This is a genomic window from Corynebacterium sp. HMSC075D04 (assembly GCF_001815635.1).
Taxonomy (GTDB): Bacteria; Actinomycetota; Actinomycetes; order Mycobacteriales; family Mycobacteriaceae; genus Corynebacterium; species Corynebacterium coyleae.
In genome coordinates this window covers 43593-59120 of record NZ_KV821338.1, presented here as the reverse complement: position 1 = coordinate 59120, position 15528 = coordinate 43593, and the positions used below count along the sequence as shown (strand labels likewise).

15 protein-coding genes are annotated in these 15528 nt (G+C 61.5%); 5 read left to right on the top strand and 10 right to left on the bottom strand.

The window, feature by feature from the left end; genetic code table 11:
• Position 1: 1 nt before the first annotated feature.
• The gene (locus tag HMPREF3048_RS05290) at positions 2-1078 is read right to left on the bottom strand and encodes a GNAT family N-acetyltransferase (RefSeq protein ID WP_070771404.1); all 1077 of its coding nucleotides are present in this window, start codon (positions 1076-1078) and stop codon (positions 2-4) included.
• Positions 1078-2442: a DUF349 domain-containing protein gene (locus HMPREF3048_RS05285; protein WP_070771403.1), complete on the bottom strand. Its 1365-nt coding sequence runs from the start codon at positions 2440-2442 to the stop codon at positions 1078-1080. Before HMPREF3048_RS05285 ends, HMPREF3048_RS05290 begins: the two co-directional genes overlap by 1 nt.
• Before the next feature lie 132 nt (positions 2443-2574).
• Here HMPREF3048_RS05285 and HMPREF3048_RS05280 point away from each other — a divergent pair, with 132 nt between their 5' ends.
• The 3 genes from HMPREF3048_RS05280 to dapF are packed head-to-tail and all read left to right on the top strand — an operon-like array spanning position 2575 to position 4834.
• Entirely contained in the window at positions 2575-3141 is a 567-nt protein-coding gene (locus HMPREF3048_RS05280; RefSeq protein ID WP_070771402.1) for a hypothetical protein, read from the top strand.
• The gene (miaA, locus tag HMPREF3048_RS05275) at positions 3138-4037 is read left to right on the top strand and encodes a tRNA (adenosine(37)-N6)-dimethylallyltransferase MiaA (RefSeq protein WP_070771401.1); all 900 of its coding nucleotides are present in this window, start codon (positions 3138-3140) and stop codon (positions 4035-4037) included. The genes HMPREF3048_RS05280 and miaA overlap by 4 nt, the downstream gene beginning before the upstream one ends.
• Positions 4034-4834, top strand: coding sequence for a diaminopimelate epimerase (gene dapF / locus HMPREF3048_RS05270; RefSeq protein WP_070771400.1), 801 nt, complete (start codon positions 4034-4036; stop codon positions 4832-4834). Before miaA ends, dapF begins: the two co-directional genes overlap by 4 nt.
• A 114-nt stretch (positions 4835-4948) precedes the next feature.
• Here dapF and HMPREF3048_RS05265 read toward each other — a convergent pair whose 3' ends face one another.
• Both HMPREF3048_RS05265 and HMPREF3048_RS05260 read right to left on the bottom strand, forming a co-directional pair.
• Entirely contained in the window at positions 4949-5464 is a 516-nt protein-coding gene (locus HMPREF3048_RS05265) for a hypothetical protein (protein ID WP_070483813.1), read from the bottom strand.
• 18 nt (positions 5465-5482) lie between these two features.
• Entirely contained in the window at positions 5483-6223 is a 741-nt protein-coding gene (locus HMPREF3048_RS05260; RefSeq protein WP_070771578.1) for a hypothetical protein, read from the bottom strand.
• A 118-nt stretch (positions 6224-6341) separates the two neighbouring features.
• Here HMPREF3048_RS05260 and hflX point away from each other — a divergent pair, with 118 nt between their 5' ends.
• Entirely contained in the window at positions 6342-7886 is a 1545-nt protein-coding gene (gene hflX, locus HMPREF3048_RS05255) for a GTPase HflX (protein ID WP_083279406.1), read from the top strand.
• A 33-nt stretch (positions 7887-7919) separates the two neighbouring features.
• On the opposite strand, the gene nagB is transcribed toward hflX, so the two are convergent.
• Positions 7920-8681 (bottom strand): glucosamine-6-phosphate deaminase, encoded by a 762-nt coding sequence (nagB, locus tag HMPREF3048_RS05250; RefSeq protein ID WP_070422335.1) that lies wholly within the window; start codon positions 8679-8681, stop codon positions 7920-7922.
• 77 nt (positions 8682-8758) lie between these two features.
• Between nagB and HMPREF3048_RS05245 the strand changes: the two genes are divergently transcribed.
• Positions 8759-10036, top strand: a complete 1278-nt coding sequence (locus HMPREF3048_RS05245; protein ID WP_070771399.1) for a uracil-xanthine permease family protein — start codon at positions 8759-8761, stop codon at positions 10034-10036.
• A gap of 76 nt (positions 10037-10112) precedes the next feature.
• Here the strand turns inward: HMPREF3048_RS05245 and HMPREF3048_RS05240 are convergent, their stop codons facing one another.
• From HMPREF3048_RS05240 to lexA, 5 genes are all read right to left on the bottom strand, one after another.
• The gene (locus HMPREF3048_RS05240; protein ID WP_070422337.1) at positions 10113-10382 is read right to left on the bottom strand and encodes an HPr family phosphocarrier protein; all 270 of its coding nucleotides are present in this window, start codon (positions 10380-10382) and stop codon (positions 10113-10115) included.
• 66 nt (positions 10383-10448) lie between these two features.
• Positions 10449-12515 (bottom strand): PTS fructose transporter subunit IIABC, encoded by a 2067-nt coding sequence (locus tag HMPREF3048_RS05235; protein ID WP_141758862.1) that lies wholly within the window; start codon positions 12513-12515, stop codon positions 10449-10451.
• Between the two features lie 19 nt (positions 12516-12534).
• On the bottom strand, positions 12535-13518 hold the full coding sequence (locus tag HMPREF3048_RS05230; RefSeq protein ID WP_256380736.1) for a 1-phosphofructokinase family hexose kinase: 984 nt from the start codon (positions 13516-13518) through the stop codon (positions 12535-12537).
• A gap of 55 nt (positions 13519-13573) precedes the next feature.
• The gene (locus tag HMPREF3048_RS05225; RefSeq protein WP_070771396.1) at positions 13574-14374 is read right to left on the bottom strand and encodes a DeoR/GlpR family DNA-binding transcription regulator; all 801 of its coding nucleotides are present in this window, start codon (positions 14372-14374) and stop codon (positions 13574-13576) included.
• Between the two features lie 104 nt (positions 14375-14478).
• Positions 14479-15126 carry a transcriptional repressor LexA gene (gene lexA / locus HMPREF3048_RS05220; protein WP_070422402.1) on the bottom strand — a complete coding sequence of 216 codons (648 nt, stop codon included), beginning with the start codon at positions 15124-15126 and terminating at the stop codon, positions 14479-14481.
• Positions 15127-15528: the final 402 nt, after the last annotated feature.

Here is a 15528-nt window from a genome sequence, read left to right as displayed (position 1 = left end):
CTTATGTCTCTAATTTCTGCCACCCGGTCGTCGCGGAAACCACTTCCGCGACGACCGTTTTCATGATGGCGGCTGCTGGCGCGGAGTCGGCGGGGTAGGAGCAGTACACCGTCTCCAAGTCTTCCCAGGTTGCGTGTGCTCGCTCGAGTGAAGCGCGCAGCAGGGATTTGCCGATGCCACGGCCGCGGTGCTCTGGCAGGACGTAGACAAGACCGAGTTCGCAGACCTTCGGGTCGTCGGCGTGGAAGCGCACGACTTCGCAGAGCCCGACGATGACGCCGTCGACGTAGGCCAGCCCGGTCAGTTGCGAGCCGCCTCGGTCTTGCAGCCTCGCGCCGGCGTCGCGGATGCGCTCAAGGTCCCAGTTGATGGTGTCCATCACCAGGTCGCCGCGAGGGTAGTCGCGCGATGCCGCGGTGAGCAGACTGGAGAACTGCTCTACCTCGTCGGCGCCTGCTTTGCGTTTGGAGAAGAACCCTGGGCCTTCGATGACTGCGAACTCGGCGGCCACAGTACGAGGCAGGGCATCCAGTGCACTGATCTCGAACGTGGCCTGGTCTTCCCGGAAGGCCGCCGTGTAGCCGGCTTCGGTCAACGCGGGGGATGCCGGAGCGTCGGGCAGGTGTGTCACCCAGAGTTGGCGGATGGGGCGTTCGAGGCGGGTGGAGAGGTCGTCGAGAAGCAACAGCGCTGCGGCCCACGGTTCGGGCGGTTCATCTTCGCCGGGCATGGGCGCGATCTCGGCGTCGAAGGTGAAGTTCGCTTCGATCACGCGACGGTCTTCGAGCAAAGGCAGGGAGATGAAGAGCCAGGCGTCGGTGTGGTCGAGGTCGTCGTCGAAAAGTTCGCGGTAGCCCAAATCCGTCACAGGGCGGGGTGCCTGCTGGGAGGTGAGCGCGAAGAGGATTGCTTCCGACTCGGCGGACGGCTCGAGGCGCTTCGCAATGTGCGATGCGGACACACCAGAGGTGGCAAGGCCTGTGATGTCTTGGATGGCGAGCGTGGCGGAAAATGCGTAACCCCCGACCACTGCCTCCGATGAGCTGGGCCGGGGGACGTACTGCTGTGGTGTGAGCACTAGCCCTCGTTCACAGCCTTCGCAGCAACGTCGGCGAACTCCTGCCACTGCTTCGCCTGCTCACGCAGCGTTGCTGCCTTGGCGGCGTTGCCCTTGGCCTCCGCCTCCTGAGCCTGGCGCTCGAAGTCGTCGGCCTTGACCTGGAACTGGTTGACCTTGTCCTGCTGGGCAGGGTTGGTCTTGCGCCAGCGGGAGTCTTCGGCCTCGGAGACGCGTTGTTCGATGCGGGCGATCTTGTCCTCGTATTCGCGGACGCGACCACGGGGGACGAAGCCGATCTCGTCCCACTTGTCTTGCAGTTCGCGTAGTTTCGCCTTTGCGGCGCCGAGGCCCTTGGCGGGGTCGATCTGTGCGTCGTACTCAGCGATGAGCGCATCCTTGGCTTCCGCGTTGGCCTCGAATTCGCGGTCGCGCTCGGCGTTGACGGCGTTGCGGGCTTCGAAGAAGTGGTCCTGGGCTGCGCGGAAGCGCTCCCAGAGCTTGTCGTCTACCTCGCGTGGGGCGCGGCCGGCGGCCTTCCATTCCGTCATCAGGTCGCGGTAGGCGCGGGCGGTGCTGCCCCAATCCGTGGAGTCCTTGAGTGCTTCGGCACGGTCGACGAGTTCTTCCTTGACCTTCTTGGCTTGGGCGCGGTTGCGGTCCAACTCGGCGAAGTGGGCGCCGCGGCGGCGGTTGAAGCTGTCGCGGGCGCGGGAGTAGCGCTTCCACAGTTCGTCGTCGGTTGCGCGGTCGATGCCGCGGATGCCACGCCACTCCTCGAGGATGTCGCGGATGCGGTCGCCGGCGCGCTTCCATTCGGTGGAGTTTTCCGCCAGGTCTTCGGCCTCGGCGGCGAGGGCTTCCTTGCGGGCGATCGCTGCCTTACGTCGCTCCGCCTTCTGCTCCTTGGCCTGCTCACGCGCATCGGCGGATGCGGCGATGGCAGCATCGAGGCGGGCTTCGACGGCGTCGAGGTCGCCGATCACTGCGGCGTCGTCAAGCGATGCCTTGAGTGCCTCTGCGGATTTGCGGATCGCATCGGCGTCTTCCGGGTGAGCGCGCAGGCGAGTCTCGATGAGTTCGACTTCGGTAACCAGGTCGTCGTAACGCTGCCCGTAGTGTGCGAGGCCTTCCTCGGGCGTACCTGCCTGCCAGGACGCGATCTGGCGTTCAGTGCCGCCGCGGGTGAGGAAGACGTTGCCGTCTGCATCAACACGGCCAAACTTCGACGGGTCCGACGGCGTACGCGCCGGAACAGGCGCCGGTGTCACTGACGGGGCGGCAGGCGCCGCGGCCGGGCGTGGCCGAGGCTTCGGACCCTTCTTCGCCATGGCGGCAGGCGAGGGGATCTTGCCAGAGGTGTTGGTGGGGTTCGACTCGGTCATGGTGGTCGTCCTTTCCGCGGCCTTGGGGCCGCACTGTGCCGCGCGCCGCGGCTGCCTTTGCGCAATGCATGCGATCGTACAGCCACACACATCGCTGCGGGGTGATTTGGGTCTCTGGGTAGGGTTGGGCGGGTGAGAGCAAACCTTTGGATCATCCCCGGATCGCCTGCGTTGGCGCTCTCGCCTCACGACGACGCCTCGCAGCGCCTCCTGGCCGCCACCCGTGCGTTGGCAGAAACTGCAGGTGGCCACCCGATCGATATCGTCTGCTGCCTCGACGAGCAGTGGCACACGGCGCACACCGGATCGTTTCGTGCCTGGGGCGGCCCGGACATCACGGTGCGGTGTGGGAACCACTTAGGAGAGCTGGTCGCTAGGTTTGCGCTGGGGGACCCGGAGGTTCGCGAGGTACGTTCGCGCATTGACGACCCTGACCCCGCCGCCATCACCGTTGTCGTCGTCGACGGGCCTGCGGGGTTAACTCCGCGCGCCCCGCTGGCCTTGGTGCCCGGCGCGCCGGAGACGCACGAGGCCATTGTGCGGTGGTTGGACGGTGGTGAAGCTGTGCTCGTCGATACGCAGGTGCTCGAACCGGAACTGTGGCGCGAACTCGCAGGACTTGAGCGCAAGGATGCGCGGTTGATCGATGCCGATGACACGCTGGGTGTCGGACGGTATGTAGCGGAGTGGAGCGTATGAATCCCATTGCAGTTGTAGGTCCTACCGCCAGCGGCAAGTCCGCGCTTGGCATTGCGCTTGCGCACGAGTTCGGCGGGGAAGTGGTCAACGTGGATTCGATGCAGCTCTACCGGGGCATGGATATCGGCACCGCGAAGTTGCCGGTGGAGGAGCGCGAAGGCATACCGCACCACCTGTTGGATATTTGGGACGTGACCAAGACCGCCTCCGTCGCGGAGTATCAGGCACTTGCCGTGGCCACGGTTGAGGAGATTATGGCGCGCGGCAAGATGCCGGTGCTGGTGGGTGGTTCGATGCTGTATGTGCAGTCGCTTATCGACGCCTGGTCCTTCCCACCCACCGACCCCGCCGTGCGCGCCCGCTATGAAGCGCGCCTGCAGGAGATCGGCGTCGACGCACTGCACGCCGAACTCGCCGAGGTTGATCCGGAAGCAGCCAGCATCATCGAGGACAAAGACCCGCGCCGCACCGTGCGCGCCCTCGAAGTCATCGAATTGACCGGCAAACCGTTCAAGGCTTCCCAACCGCCGAAAAATGCACCTCCACGTTGGGGCACGCGCATTCTTGGACTGCGCACGAACGCCGAGTGGCTCAACCCCCGCATCGAGCTGCGCACCCGCACGATGTTCGAGCATGGGCTTATCGACGAAACCCGCGCCCTGGTCACAGACGGCCTCGTCCGCAATTCCACTGCCGGGCGAGCCATCGGCTACGCGCAGGTTCTCGCAATGTTCGACGGGGAACTCACCGAAGAACAAGCACTCGAACAGACCATCACTGGTACTCGCCGCTACGTGCGCCGGCAACGCTCCTGGTTTAACCGCGACCCGCGCACGGTGTGGCTCGACGCTGCCGATTCGAACGTGGTGGATCTCGCGTTAGACTCGCTGGCGTGAAGTTCCTGAAAGCACATGCCACCGAAAACGATTTCGTCGTCCTGATCGATGTCGACGACCAACTCGACATCACCCCTGAGCAGGTCGCCTTCCTCTGCGACCGTCGCGCTGGCGTCGGCGGCGACGGCCTGCTGCGTGTCGTCCGACGTGACGGTATGTGGTTCATGGACTACCGAAACGCCGACGGCTCCATCGCCGAGATGTGTGGCAACGGCATCCGTGCCTTCTCCCATGTGCTCGTCGCCGAAGGGCTTGAAGATGCCCGCGAGTTCGACGTGGACACCCGCGCCGGGGTGAAGCACATCCGCGTGCTTGAAGCTGACGACGCCAACGCCGTCGTCTCCGTCGGCATGGGGGCGGTTCAGGTCACCGGTGTATCCACCGCATCGATGGGGGAGAACCAGTTCGCTGGCATCGGCGTGGACGTGGGCAACCCACACCTCGCCTGTGTGATCCCGAGCCTGACCCCTGAGGGGCTTGCGGAAATGGATTTTGTCGCCCCGACCTTCGACCCCGAGTTCTTCCCCGAAGGCGTCAACGTCGAAGTGCTTACCGAACTTCGCGACGGCGAAGCGCACATGCGCGTCTGGGAGCGCGGCGTCGGGGAGACCCGCTCCTGCGGCACCGGCACGGTTGCCGCAGCTCAGGCAGTGCTTGCAGACGCCGGAATTGAAAACGGTGCCGTCACCATCAACGTGCCCGGTGGCGCAGTCAAGGTCGAGCTCAACGACGGCGAAGCCACCATGACCGGCCCGGCCACCATCGTGTTTCGAGGAGAACTGACCAGCGCGCTTTAACGAGGAGTTTTTCAAAACCCAGCGCATGGGTGTGTGTTCCTGCTTACAATGCACCTGTCGTTTGCGCCGCAGCTTGGGATCAAGTTGCCGTTCTAAACCAGCAACTTCAAACCGTTACGCCGGGCCGATCTCCTTTGCGGCCCGGCGTGCGTCGTCCCAGGCCTCCTGAAGCTCGAAGGCACGCTCGTCGGCAACCATGAGAATGCGCTCTAGCTGGGTTTTGTCGGTGCCGGGGGATTCGAGATAACCGTCGACGCGCTCAATGAAGCGTCGCGCAGAGGATGCTCGAAGCAGAAACTCGTTGATTTGGGGCACAGAGTTATCGGGGTTTGCCAGGGCGGGGTAGTGCAGCGTGCGGTCTGCGATGTCGGCGGCTGATGCGCCGTTTTGGAGCTTTTCGTACGCGTCGAGAATTTCGAGGATGTCGTCGCGCGCGTACTGCAGTGACGAGCGCATTGCTGCCACTTCGGGGTCAGGCTGCAGATGTCGGCTGATGAAGAATGCACAAACAATCAGTAGGGCAGACACGAGCAGACCGGGTAGTTTCAACGTCAAGACAAGCACTACTGAGGCGGCGAGTACGAGCGCGCCGAGTAGTGCTCGCGAGAGGTCTTTGTCCGGTGAACTCATGGTTCAAGCCCTACGGGATTAATGGCCGCCGCAACCGCAGGATCCGCCGCAACCGCCGCAGCCGCCACCGGTCGGAGTGGGGATGGAGCCGGCCATCACTGCGGTGCCTGCGATGACGGAGTCGCGGGACGGCAGGTCGCCGTCGGGCAGGCATACGTCGAACGGGAACGCGGCGTCGACGGAGACGTGGATGAAGCGCTGGCCGGTCAGTTCGGAGGTGCGGTATTCCGCATCCAGTACGCGGCCGGAGAATTCGGCGCGTGCGTCCGGGGTAGCGGCGGCACCGGATGCGACTGCTTCGGCGCCCGGGGAGGTTACCGTGCCAACGACCGCTCCCGGGTGCAGGGCGAGGTATGCGTCGGTGGAGGTGTAGTTCTCCACCGACAGTGCGAGGGCGGTGACGGAGAGTTCTTGCCATTGGAGGGTGGGCTCGTCGACAAGCAATGGCCCCTGTGCAAGATTCACCGTCAGCGATGCCATGGCGTTGCCGCGCGGGTCGACGACGTCGGCGAGCGCAACTACGTCGTTGATTGGGGTGACGTGCGCGTAGGTGCGGGTCACGGAATCGAATCCTGCAAAGGTAGCGAACGGCTCAACTGCCAAAATGTTGAGCTGCGCACCTGAGGGGTCGGCGTATTGGATCAGTTGGCCGCCGCGCACTTCACCGGTGACTGCGAGACGGTCGGTGGCAATGGCGGCTTCCACAGCGTCCTGCCACTTATCAAAGTTCAAGCCGATTGCGGCGAGGTCGTTGCTGATTGCTGTGCTCATGGCGCCCGATAATAGTCGCAGTCGCACACGGGGAAGAATCTCGGCCGTATCTGCGTTTAATGGGGTAGATATGAAGAGGACATTTCAAGCTCCATTAAAGGATGTAATGACTGAACCCCACCTTGACCGTTTCGGCGGTAGCCGTGAGCGCTTTTTGCGTGACGACGACACCACGCCCGAGCAACGCGCCCACGACGAACTTCTCCGTGAGGCTTTTCGGCACAACACCGTCCCTGACGAATCCGCACCGACGGTAGGCGCGCTTGACCTGGAGGAGCGCAACGCGTTTCGTTCCGTGACCGGGTCGACCGAGATCCGCTCGCAGGACCAAAAAGACATCACCGAGGTGGAGTACCGCAAACTCCGCATCGAACAGGTCTTGCTCGTTGGCGCGTGGACCGAAGGCACCCTTGCAGAGATTGAGGCTCGCATGTGGGAGCTTTCAGCACTGGCGGAAACAGCCGGCGCTGAAGTCGTCGACATGCTGTATCAAAAGCGCGACAAACCTGATCCGGGTACGTATATCGGCTCCGGCAAGGTTGCGGAGTTGCGTGAGATTGTGCTGTCTACCGGCGTTGACACGGTGATTTTTGATGGTGAGCTTTCGCCGTCGCAGATGATCGCGCTGGAGGAAGCCCTCAAGATCAAGGTGATCGACCGCACGATGTTAATTCTCGATATCTTCGCCCAGCACGCGAAGAGTAAAGAGGGCAAAGCACAGGTCAGCCTTGCGCAGATGGAGTACCTCTACAGCCGTACCCGCGGTTGGGGTGGCAACCTGTCGCGTCAGGCGGGCGGTCGTGCTGGCTCCAACGGCGGTGTGGGCCTGCGTGGTCCTGGTGAGACGCGTATCGAGGCCGACCGTCGCCGCCTGCGCACCGAGATGGCCAAACTGCGCCACCAGCTGCGCGATATGGAGACTGCCCGAGAGATCAAGCGCGCGCAGCGCCAGCGCTCCACTATCCCGAAGATCGCGATCGCGGGCTACACCAACGCAGGTAAATCCTCGTTGATCAACGCGATGACGGGTGCGGGCGTGCTGGTGGAGGACGCGCTGTTTGCCACTCTCGACCCATCGACGCGCAAGGCCAAGTTGGCAGACGGGCGCAACGTAGTGCTGACCGACACTGTCGGGTTTGTGCGCCACCTGCCTACCCAGCTGGTTGAGGCGTTTAAGTCCACGCTCGAAGAGGTCAGCGGCGCCGACCTTGTCCTGCACGTCGTGGACGGTTCGGATCCGTTCCCACTGAAGCAGATCGAAGCAGTCAATGCGGTCCTTGCAGAGGTCACACGCGACTCGGGCGAGGAGATGCCGCCGGAGATCGTTGTGGTGAACAAGATCGACGACGCTGACCCGATCGTGCTCGCCGAACTTCGCCACGCCTTTGAAAAAACCGGCCGCACCGCGGTGTTTGTGTCCGCGCTGACGGGGGAGGGAATCGACGAGCTAGAGGCGCGCATCGAGCAGCACCTCAACTCCATCGACGCGCACGTGACCATGGTCGTGCCCTACACCCGCGGTGATGTGGTAAGCCGCGTGCACGAGGAGGGCACAGTGCGCTCCGAGGAGTACGAGGCAGAGGGCACGCGTATCGACGTCCGCCTGCCACGTGTCCTCGCCGACCAGTATGCGGAGTTCGTCGTCTCCTAAGCCTGGCGGTTCGGGTTGGCGTTGACCCCGGTGTTAGCGCCAGTAAGGGTCGAACGCCTTGTAGGTTTCGGCCCCGGTGAGCATCTCGGCGGCGCTTTCGTCTACGACAACCTTCGCGGCGTTGTGCAGCTGCAGTGCCGATGCCGGGCACGATGCGGACAGAGGCCCCTCGACGAGTGCTTGTACCGCGTTAGCCTTCGCCGGGCCAGTGGCGATAAGCACCAGGTGGCGTGCCTCAAGGATGGTGCCGATGCCCTGTGTCAGGGCTTGGCGCGGGACCTCGTCGGCAGAATCGAAGAAGCGTGCATTGTCCTCGATCGTGCGTGGATGCAGGTCGATGAGACGGGTACGGGAGCGCAGCGAACTCGTCGGCTCGTTGAACGCAATGTGTCCGTTTGCGCCAATGCCGAGAATTTGGATATCTACACCGCCCGCGTGGCGGATGGCGTGGTCGTAGGAGGTAGCTGCTGCCTGGGGGTTGGCGGCCTCGCCGTCGGGAGACGCAACGGACGAATCCGGAATGTCGATAGAGCCGGTGAACTCGCGGCGAATCGTCGAGTAGTAAGACTGCTCGTGGTCACGAGGGATGCCGTAGTACTCGTCCAGCAAGAAGGCCTTGCAGTTGGCGAAGCTCAAGCCTTCTTCGCGGTGTCGGCGGATGAGCTCTTTATAGGTTGGGTTGGGTGAGGATCCGGTCGCAAGGCCGATGGTGGCGCCTTGGCGTGCGAACGGCTCGATGCAATCGGCGGCGTATGTGCCGACTTCCTCGGGGGTGCGTCGAATGATGATGTCCATGAGGAGCAACTTACCCGCTCGAACTGCTGCGGCTGCGATTAGCTATGCAAAGCGCGCGAGGGCCATAATGAAGACTCGTGACGAACTCAATTGGTTGGACCCTGCATGGCGACGGACGCCATGTGAAACCCGGGGCGGTTGTCGCTCCCGACGAACGACTGTCGTGGTCGCGCACCATCGGCATCGGCATGCAGCATGTGGTGGCTATGTTTGGCGCAACACTGCTGGTGCCCACGCTCACTGGCTTCCCAGTAAACACCACGTTGCTGTTTTCCGGACTTGGCACGATTATCTTCCTGCTGATCACCCGGAACCAGTTGCCGAGCTACCTCGGCTCTTCTTTTGCCTTCATCGCCCCGCTGACCGCGTCTCAGCAGTATGGCATTGGATCGCAACTCGGTGGCGTGCTGCTGACGGGTGTGGCGCTCATCCTTGTCGGCGTGATCGTGCAAAAAGCCGGCAAACGCGTCATTGACGCCGTAATGCCCCCTGTAGTCACAGGGGCGATTGTGGCGTTGATCGGCTTTAACCTCGCACCGACTGCGGTCAGTAACGTACAAACCCAGCCTGCTGTTGCAGGCGTGACTTTGCTGACCATCGTGGTGGTCACGGTTGCAACGCGCGGGATGCTTTCCCGACTGTCCATCCTGATTGGTGTGTTGGTGGGTTGGCTCTTCGCTGCGCTCACTGGCGGTTTGAGCGAGGACGCGTTGGCCACAATCGGTGACGCCGCCTGGGTTGGCCTGCCGCAGTTCCACACTCCGGAGTTCCACCTTTCTGCCGTGCTAGTGACACTTCCGGTGCTTGTTGTGCTCATTGCTGAAAACGTCGGACACGTCAAGGCGGTCGCCGAGATGACCCACCGCAACCTGGACCACATGCAGGGCTGGGCACTGATCGGCGATGGCATCGCCACGACCCTGGCGGGTGGCTTCGGCGGCTCCGGCACCACTACTTACGCCGAAAACATTGGAGTCATGGCCGCGACCAAGGTGTATTCCACCGCTGCGTACTGGGTGGCTGCCACCTTCGCGATCATCCTCGCGTTCATCCCGAAGTTCGGCGCCGTCATCTTCACCATTCCCGCCGGCGTGCTCGGTGGCGCGTGCTTGGTGCTCTACGGCCTGATCGGCATGCTTGGCGTGCGTATCTGGCAGGACAACAAGGTCGACTTCACTGACCCGGCGAACCTCACCGCAGCTGCCGTCGCGCTGATTGTCGGCATCGGCAACCTCACCTTCGAGGTCGGGCAGGTCACCCTGGAAGGCATCGCCCTCGGCTCCGTCGGCATCATCGTTATCTATCCGCTGATGCGGTGGGCTTACGACCATATTGGTGAAGGCCAGTTCCGCTAACCTCACCCATCAAAAAGACTACGCCCGGGCAACCACTGTGGTTGCCCGGGCGTAGTCGTCGCTAAGCAAGAAGCTTTTACTCGTCGTCGAGATTTTTCGCGATCAGTGCGGCGATCTTCTCAACCGCCTCGGCATTATCAGAGGTGACGATGACCTCATCGCCGTGCTCTGCACCCATCGCCATGATCATGAGCGAGGACGCAGCATCAGTCTCATCGTCCTCGTCGCCGCCGACCAGGGTAAGCAGGATCTCGTCATCGTACTCACCAGCAGCGTCCGCAATCACCGTCGCCGGACGAGCGTGCAGACCAACCGTGGAACCGACCTTGACCGTCTTCGAAGCCATAATGCAACTTTCCTTTCACGCGGTTTTTCAAGAATGCGTTTTGCAGTTGAGTGTACGCCCTTGTGCTTAAGCCGACACGAGTTCTTCCTCGCGTTTCGCAGCCTTTCGGATCTCATCGTTAGGCCACCACTGTTTGAGCGCCACAACAGCGAGCGTTGCCACCGCGACACCGGCAGCCAACGCCACGAGCATGCCCCACCACGGGTGGTAGGCGATGATCACAAACACGCCACCGTGCGGTGCCTGCGCACCCACACCAAGGGCCATCGAGACCGCACCTGCGGTTGCACCGCCAAGCATCATCGAAGGGATCACACGGAACGGATCTGCAGCTGCGAACGGAATTGCGCCTTCTGACACGAACGACAATCCCAACAGCCAGGCAGATTTGCCGTTCTCCTGCTCAGCCGGGGTAAACAGCGAGGAACGCAGGAAGGTGGCGATAGACAGCGCGATCGGCGGCACCATGCCCGAGATCATCACCGCAGCCATGATTTCGTACGCACCCTGGGTACCCGCAGACAAGCCAGCGGTGCCGAACAGGTAAGCAGCCTTGTTCACCGGACCACCCAGGTCGAAGCACATCATCAGACCGATGATCACGCCAAGCAGCACGGCAGACGAACCGGACATGGACTCCAGCCACGCGGTGAGTCCTTCCATGACAGCGCCGAGCGGACGGCCCAGCAGCAGGAACATCAGTACGCCGATGAACAGCGATGTCAGCAGCGGGATGATCACCACCGGCATGAGCGAGCTCAGCCAGCGCGGAACCTTCCAGGTCTGAATCCAGTGGGCGATCACACCTGCGAGCAAACCGGTGATCAGGCCACCGATGAAGCCAGCGCCGACCATCACGGAGATTGCGCCGCCGACGAAGCCAGGTGCGATACCCGGGCGCCCAGCGAGTCCGTAGCCGATGTAGCCGGACAGTGCCGGCACGACGAATTGCATAGCCATCTGCCCAGTGGCGAAGAGCACTGCGCCGAGGTAGAGCAACCAGCCGGAGCGGCTGAACGCAATGAGTTCGCCGTCCACAGTGATCTGATTGCCCGGCAGGTTGGTCGGGGAGTGCTCGGTGACCAGTGCCTGCCAGCCATTCGCCATGTCCGCGCCGCCGAAGAGAAATCCGAGGGCCAACAGCAGGCCACCGGCGGCGACGAACGGCACCATGTAGGAAACGCCGGTCATGATCGCTTGCTGGATACGCTTTGGCCAGCTCTGTGTCGCGGCAGACGCGGTGTCGTCACTATCTGCCTTCGACGCTGCAGCTACTCGAGGTGCGTTTGGGTCCTTCGATGCGGCGATCGCCTCATCGATGATCGCGTCCGGTTCGTTGACACCACGCTTGACTGGACTGTCGACCACGGGCTTACCCGCGAAGCGACTCTTTCCGCGAACAGCGACATCATGGGCGAAAATCACCACATCAGCGGAATCGATAAACGCCTGGTCGAGCGGATCCCCACCGGAGGAGCCTTGCGGCTCGACACGAAGATCAGCATTGTCGCGCTTGCTAGCTGCTTGCGTCAGTGCATCCGCTGCCATGTAGGTGTGCGCAATGCCGGTCGCACACGATGTGACCGCTGCAATACGAATTGGCGCATTGCTTTGCGACGACACCACCGCATCGGCCTTCTTCTTCGGTTCAGCCTTCTTCGGTTCAGCCTTCTTCGGTTCAGCATTGACCACGCCGTGCACAAGATCCACAATCTCCTGCTCAGACGCGGCGGAGCGGAGGTTATCAACGAAATCGCCGCGGACAAGTGCGCGGGCGAGCTTCGAGAGAATCTTTAAGTGTGCCTTGCCGCCGCCTTCAGGTGCTGCAATGAGAAACACCAGCTCGGCGTCACCGTCGGGGCCGTTGAAGTCAACAGGGTTGGACAGCCGGGCAAACGCAAGCGTGGGTTCGGTGACAGCGGCACTACGGCAGTGCGGGATAGCGACCCGTCCGTTCACGCCGGTGCCGGCCTTAGCCTCGCGCGCGACGGCTGCCTCAGCCACCGCTGCGGCATCAGTCGCACGGCCAGAATCTGCGATACGTGCAGCGAGCTGGCCAATGACATCGGAGGGAGAAATGCCAAGGTCAGCATCAAGCGTGACAAGTTTTGGCGTGATGAGAGGTTGATTCACGTTGTCTTCTTTCATGCAGCTATACGGGGAATACGTGAGTGTGTTCAAGGTCGATATCGGAAGGAGAGGGGATGCCAGTGCCCGGCAGCGACGCCGCAGCCGAGCCGTACGCCACTGCACGGCGGAGGCACTCGGCTGGTTCATCCCCGGCGATCCGTGCCATCAGGTAGCCAGCCAACGAACTATCACCAGCGCCGACGGTTGAGAGCACCGTGACTGGAGGTGGGTTCGCCGCCCATGCGCCAGCGCGAGTAACTAAGCATGCACCGGCGCCGCCTAAGGTGACCAGTGCTTCGTTGACCCCGTGGTCAATCAGTTTCTGTGCTGCCGAAACGATGGCGGCGTAGTCGCCCTCGGAAGCGCTGCGCTCCAATGCGCTGCCGTCGCCACCGGTGAGCTGCGCGAGCTCAAACGCGTTTGGCTTCAACACGTCCGGCGCGCTCGTATCGAGTCGCTCACCAATTGCCTGCAGCGGTGCATCGGAAGTATCCACTGCGACCAGCGCGCCAGCATTAACCCGACGGATGCGCTCCACAAGATCTGCGTACCAGTCAGTTGGGACACCAGGGGGAAGCGATCCTGCAAGAACGACGGCTTCAGCGTCTGCGACGACTGAATCTATAGCTGATTCAACGGCCGCCTTTTCGTCGTCGCAAAGCCTCGCTCCTGGTTCGTTGATCTTTGTCGTTGTTGCGTCATCTTCAACGATCGCAGTATTGGTTCGCACCGATGCCGCGATAGCAACGGGGTGAAACTGCACCGGCAGTTTACGGATGACGTCCGCAAACGGATCGGAGGGGGCACAGGGGGCAATCGCGATGGTTCGAATGCCCGCTTTGGCACACGCGTGCGCGACATTGACCCCTTTTCCACCCGCCTCTTTTCGGGTCTGGGAAATCCGCGCAACCTCACCGCGTTTAAGCACGGGGACGTTTACGGTCACATCCATGCTGGGGTTTGGGGTGAGGGTGACTACCCGCACCGTGTTCTTTGTGCTGCTCACACAACCAGTGTGTCCGATTGTATCCGTTTTTGCAACGAATCCCACACAATCGGAACTAATGTGCGCTGGATGTCACCGGCGCAAGAACGACCTCAATATCATTGCGCTCGAGATCTTCGAGGAATGTCTCAGGTGCACCACTATCGGTAATGACGATGTCGATGGCATCGAGGGGTGCGAAACTGACAAGGTAATCGTTGCCGATCTTCGATGAATCACACAAGACCACGACCTTCTGGGCATTTGTGACCATGGCCGATTTCACGGCTGCTTCCTGAGAGTCGGCGGTAGACAGGCCGTGGTCAATTGTCAGTGCATTGGTACCAATGAATGCGACATCGGCGCGGAGCAATGCCAACGTTCGTAGTGCGGTCGCACCAACTACCGCTTGCGTGATTGCACGAACTGACCCTCCAAGAAGCTGTACGCCATCAAGGCCTGCGGAGGAAAGATCCAGGGCGATTGGCAGCGAATTTGTCACGATAGAGCAGTCTTGAGCGCGGGTGCCCTCGCAAAGCAACTGTGCAAAGTAACTGGTTGTAGAGCCAGAATCCAGAAAAATCGCGGCGTTGTCGTGGCGGGGGAGAAAATCCAGTGCAGCTTTCGCGATCGCGGTTTTCGCATCAGATGCCGCACGAGACCGGGCATCGAGCGGGAGTTCAGAGGTGAGAAACGCTTGGTTTGCAACAGCACCACCATGTACGCGGTGCACAATCCCATCGGCGTGAAGTGCGGTGAGGTCGCGGCGGATCGTTTCGGCAGTGACATCGAACTTCTCCGCGAGTTCAGCGACGCTCACCCTGCCTTCCACAGCAGTAAGTGACGCAATCTGGCGTTTGCGCTCCTCGGCGTACATCGCACTCCTCAATCGTTTTGGTCGGAGTACTCAGTATTTCAGACATTCATGCCCGGATGTCTGCGATTGTGTTTGTTTTGCCCCTAAAGGAGGGCAGATTCCCGCTAAAGGGTGCGGAAAACGGAAATAACACGCCCCATGATCTCTGCGTTATCGCCCTTGATTGGGGCAAAAGCATCATTGTGGGGAAGGAGCCACACACCGGTGGAATCGCGGTGGAACTCTTTGACTGTCGCCTCGCCGTCAAGCAATGCAGCGACGAACTCGCCTTCCTCGGCAACAGGCTGCGAACGTACAACAACCCAGTCGCCGTTGAGGATGCCAGCATCGCGCATGGACTCTCCAACAACCTGAAGCATGAAAACGTCGCCATCGCCGAGTAGGTCACTAGGAAGTGGGTAATACGTGTCGACGTTTTCTTCGGCCAGGATTGGCGCGCCAGCTGCTATCTGTCCCAAAACTGGAACGTAACGCGCGGGAGTGGCGTCCTCGGGTGTGTCCTGCTGGGGGGTCTTGCGCTTCGGTTTGGTTGTCTGTTGCAGGTGGCGCAGATCCACGGCACGCGGCTTATTGGGGTCGCGGCGCAGGAATCCCTTCTTCTCCAGTTCCTTGAGCTGGTATGCCACGGATGAGGTTGATTGCAGCCCGGTAGCGTCGCCGATCTCACGGATGCTTGGCGGGTAGCCGCGGAGCACAACGGCGTCTTGGATGACCTGAAGGATTCGACGTTGCCTGTCTGAAAGTGTGCTCATGTCGAGATTGCCTGCGTCAGATTTTTTCTTTGCCACTGCTTTTCCTCTTTCCGCGTGTCTCTGTTTCTAGGTCTGTAGGCATAGAACCTACCAGATAGGGCAAGTTTGTTCGATATTTTCCACTTTGGGCTAGACAGTATTTGCTCGCTTTGCTATAAATCGAACATGTAAGCGGAATCGAACATACAAACGATTACATATTCGAACATGTCGAGTGCATTCGTACAGTGGTGCACGAGATTGAAGGAGAGTGAAATGTCGGTAACGATTAATCCAGCAGTGAACAGTGGGTATGGGAGCGATTGCGGTGTATCTCGGACGCCTCGGTTAGCGCAGCCGGTCGAGGTGTGGGACCTTAATCCAGGACGAGATCGTAGCGGTGTTTATAGCGGTGTTCGAACG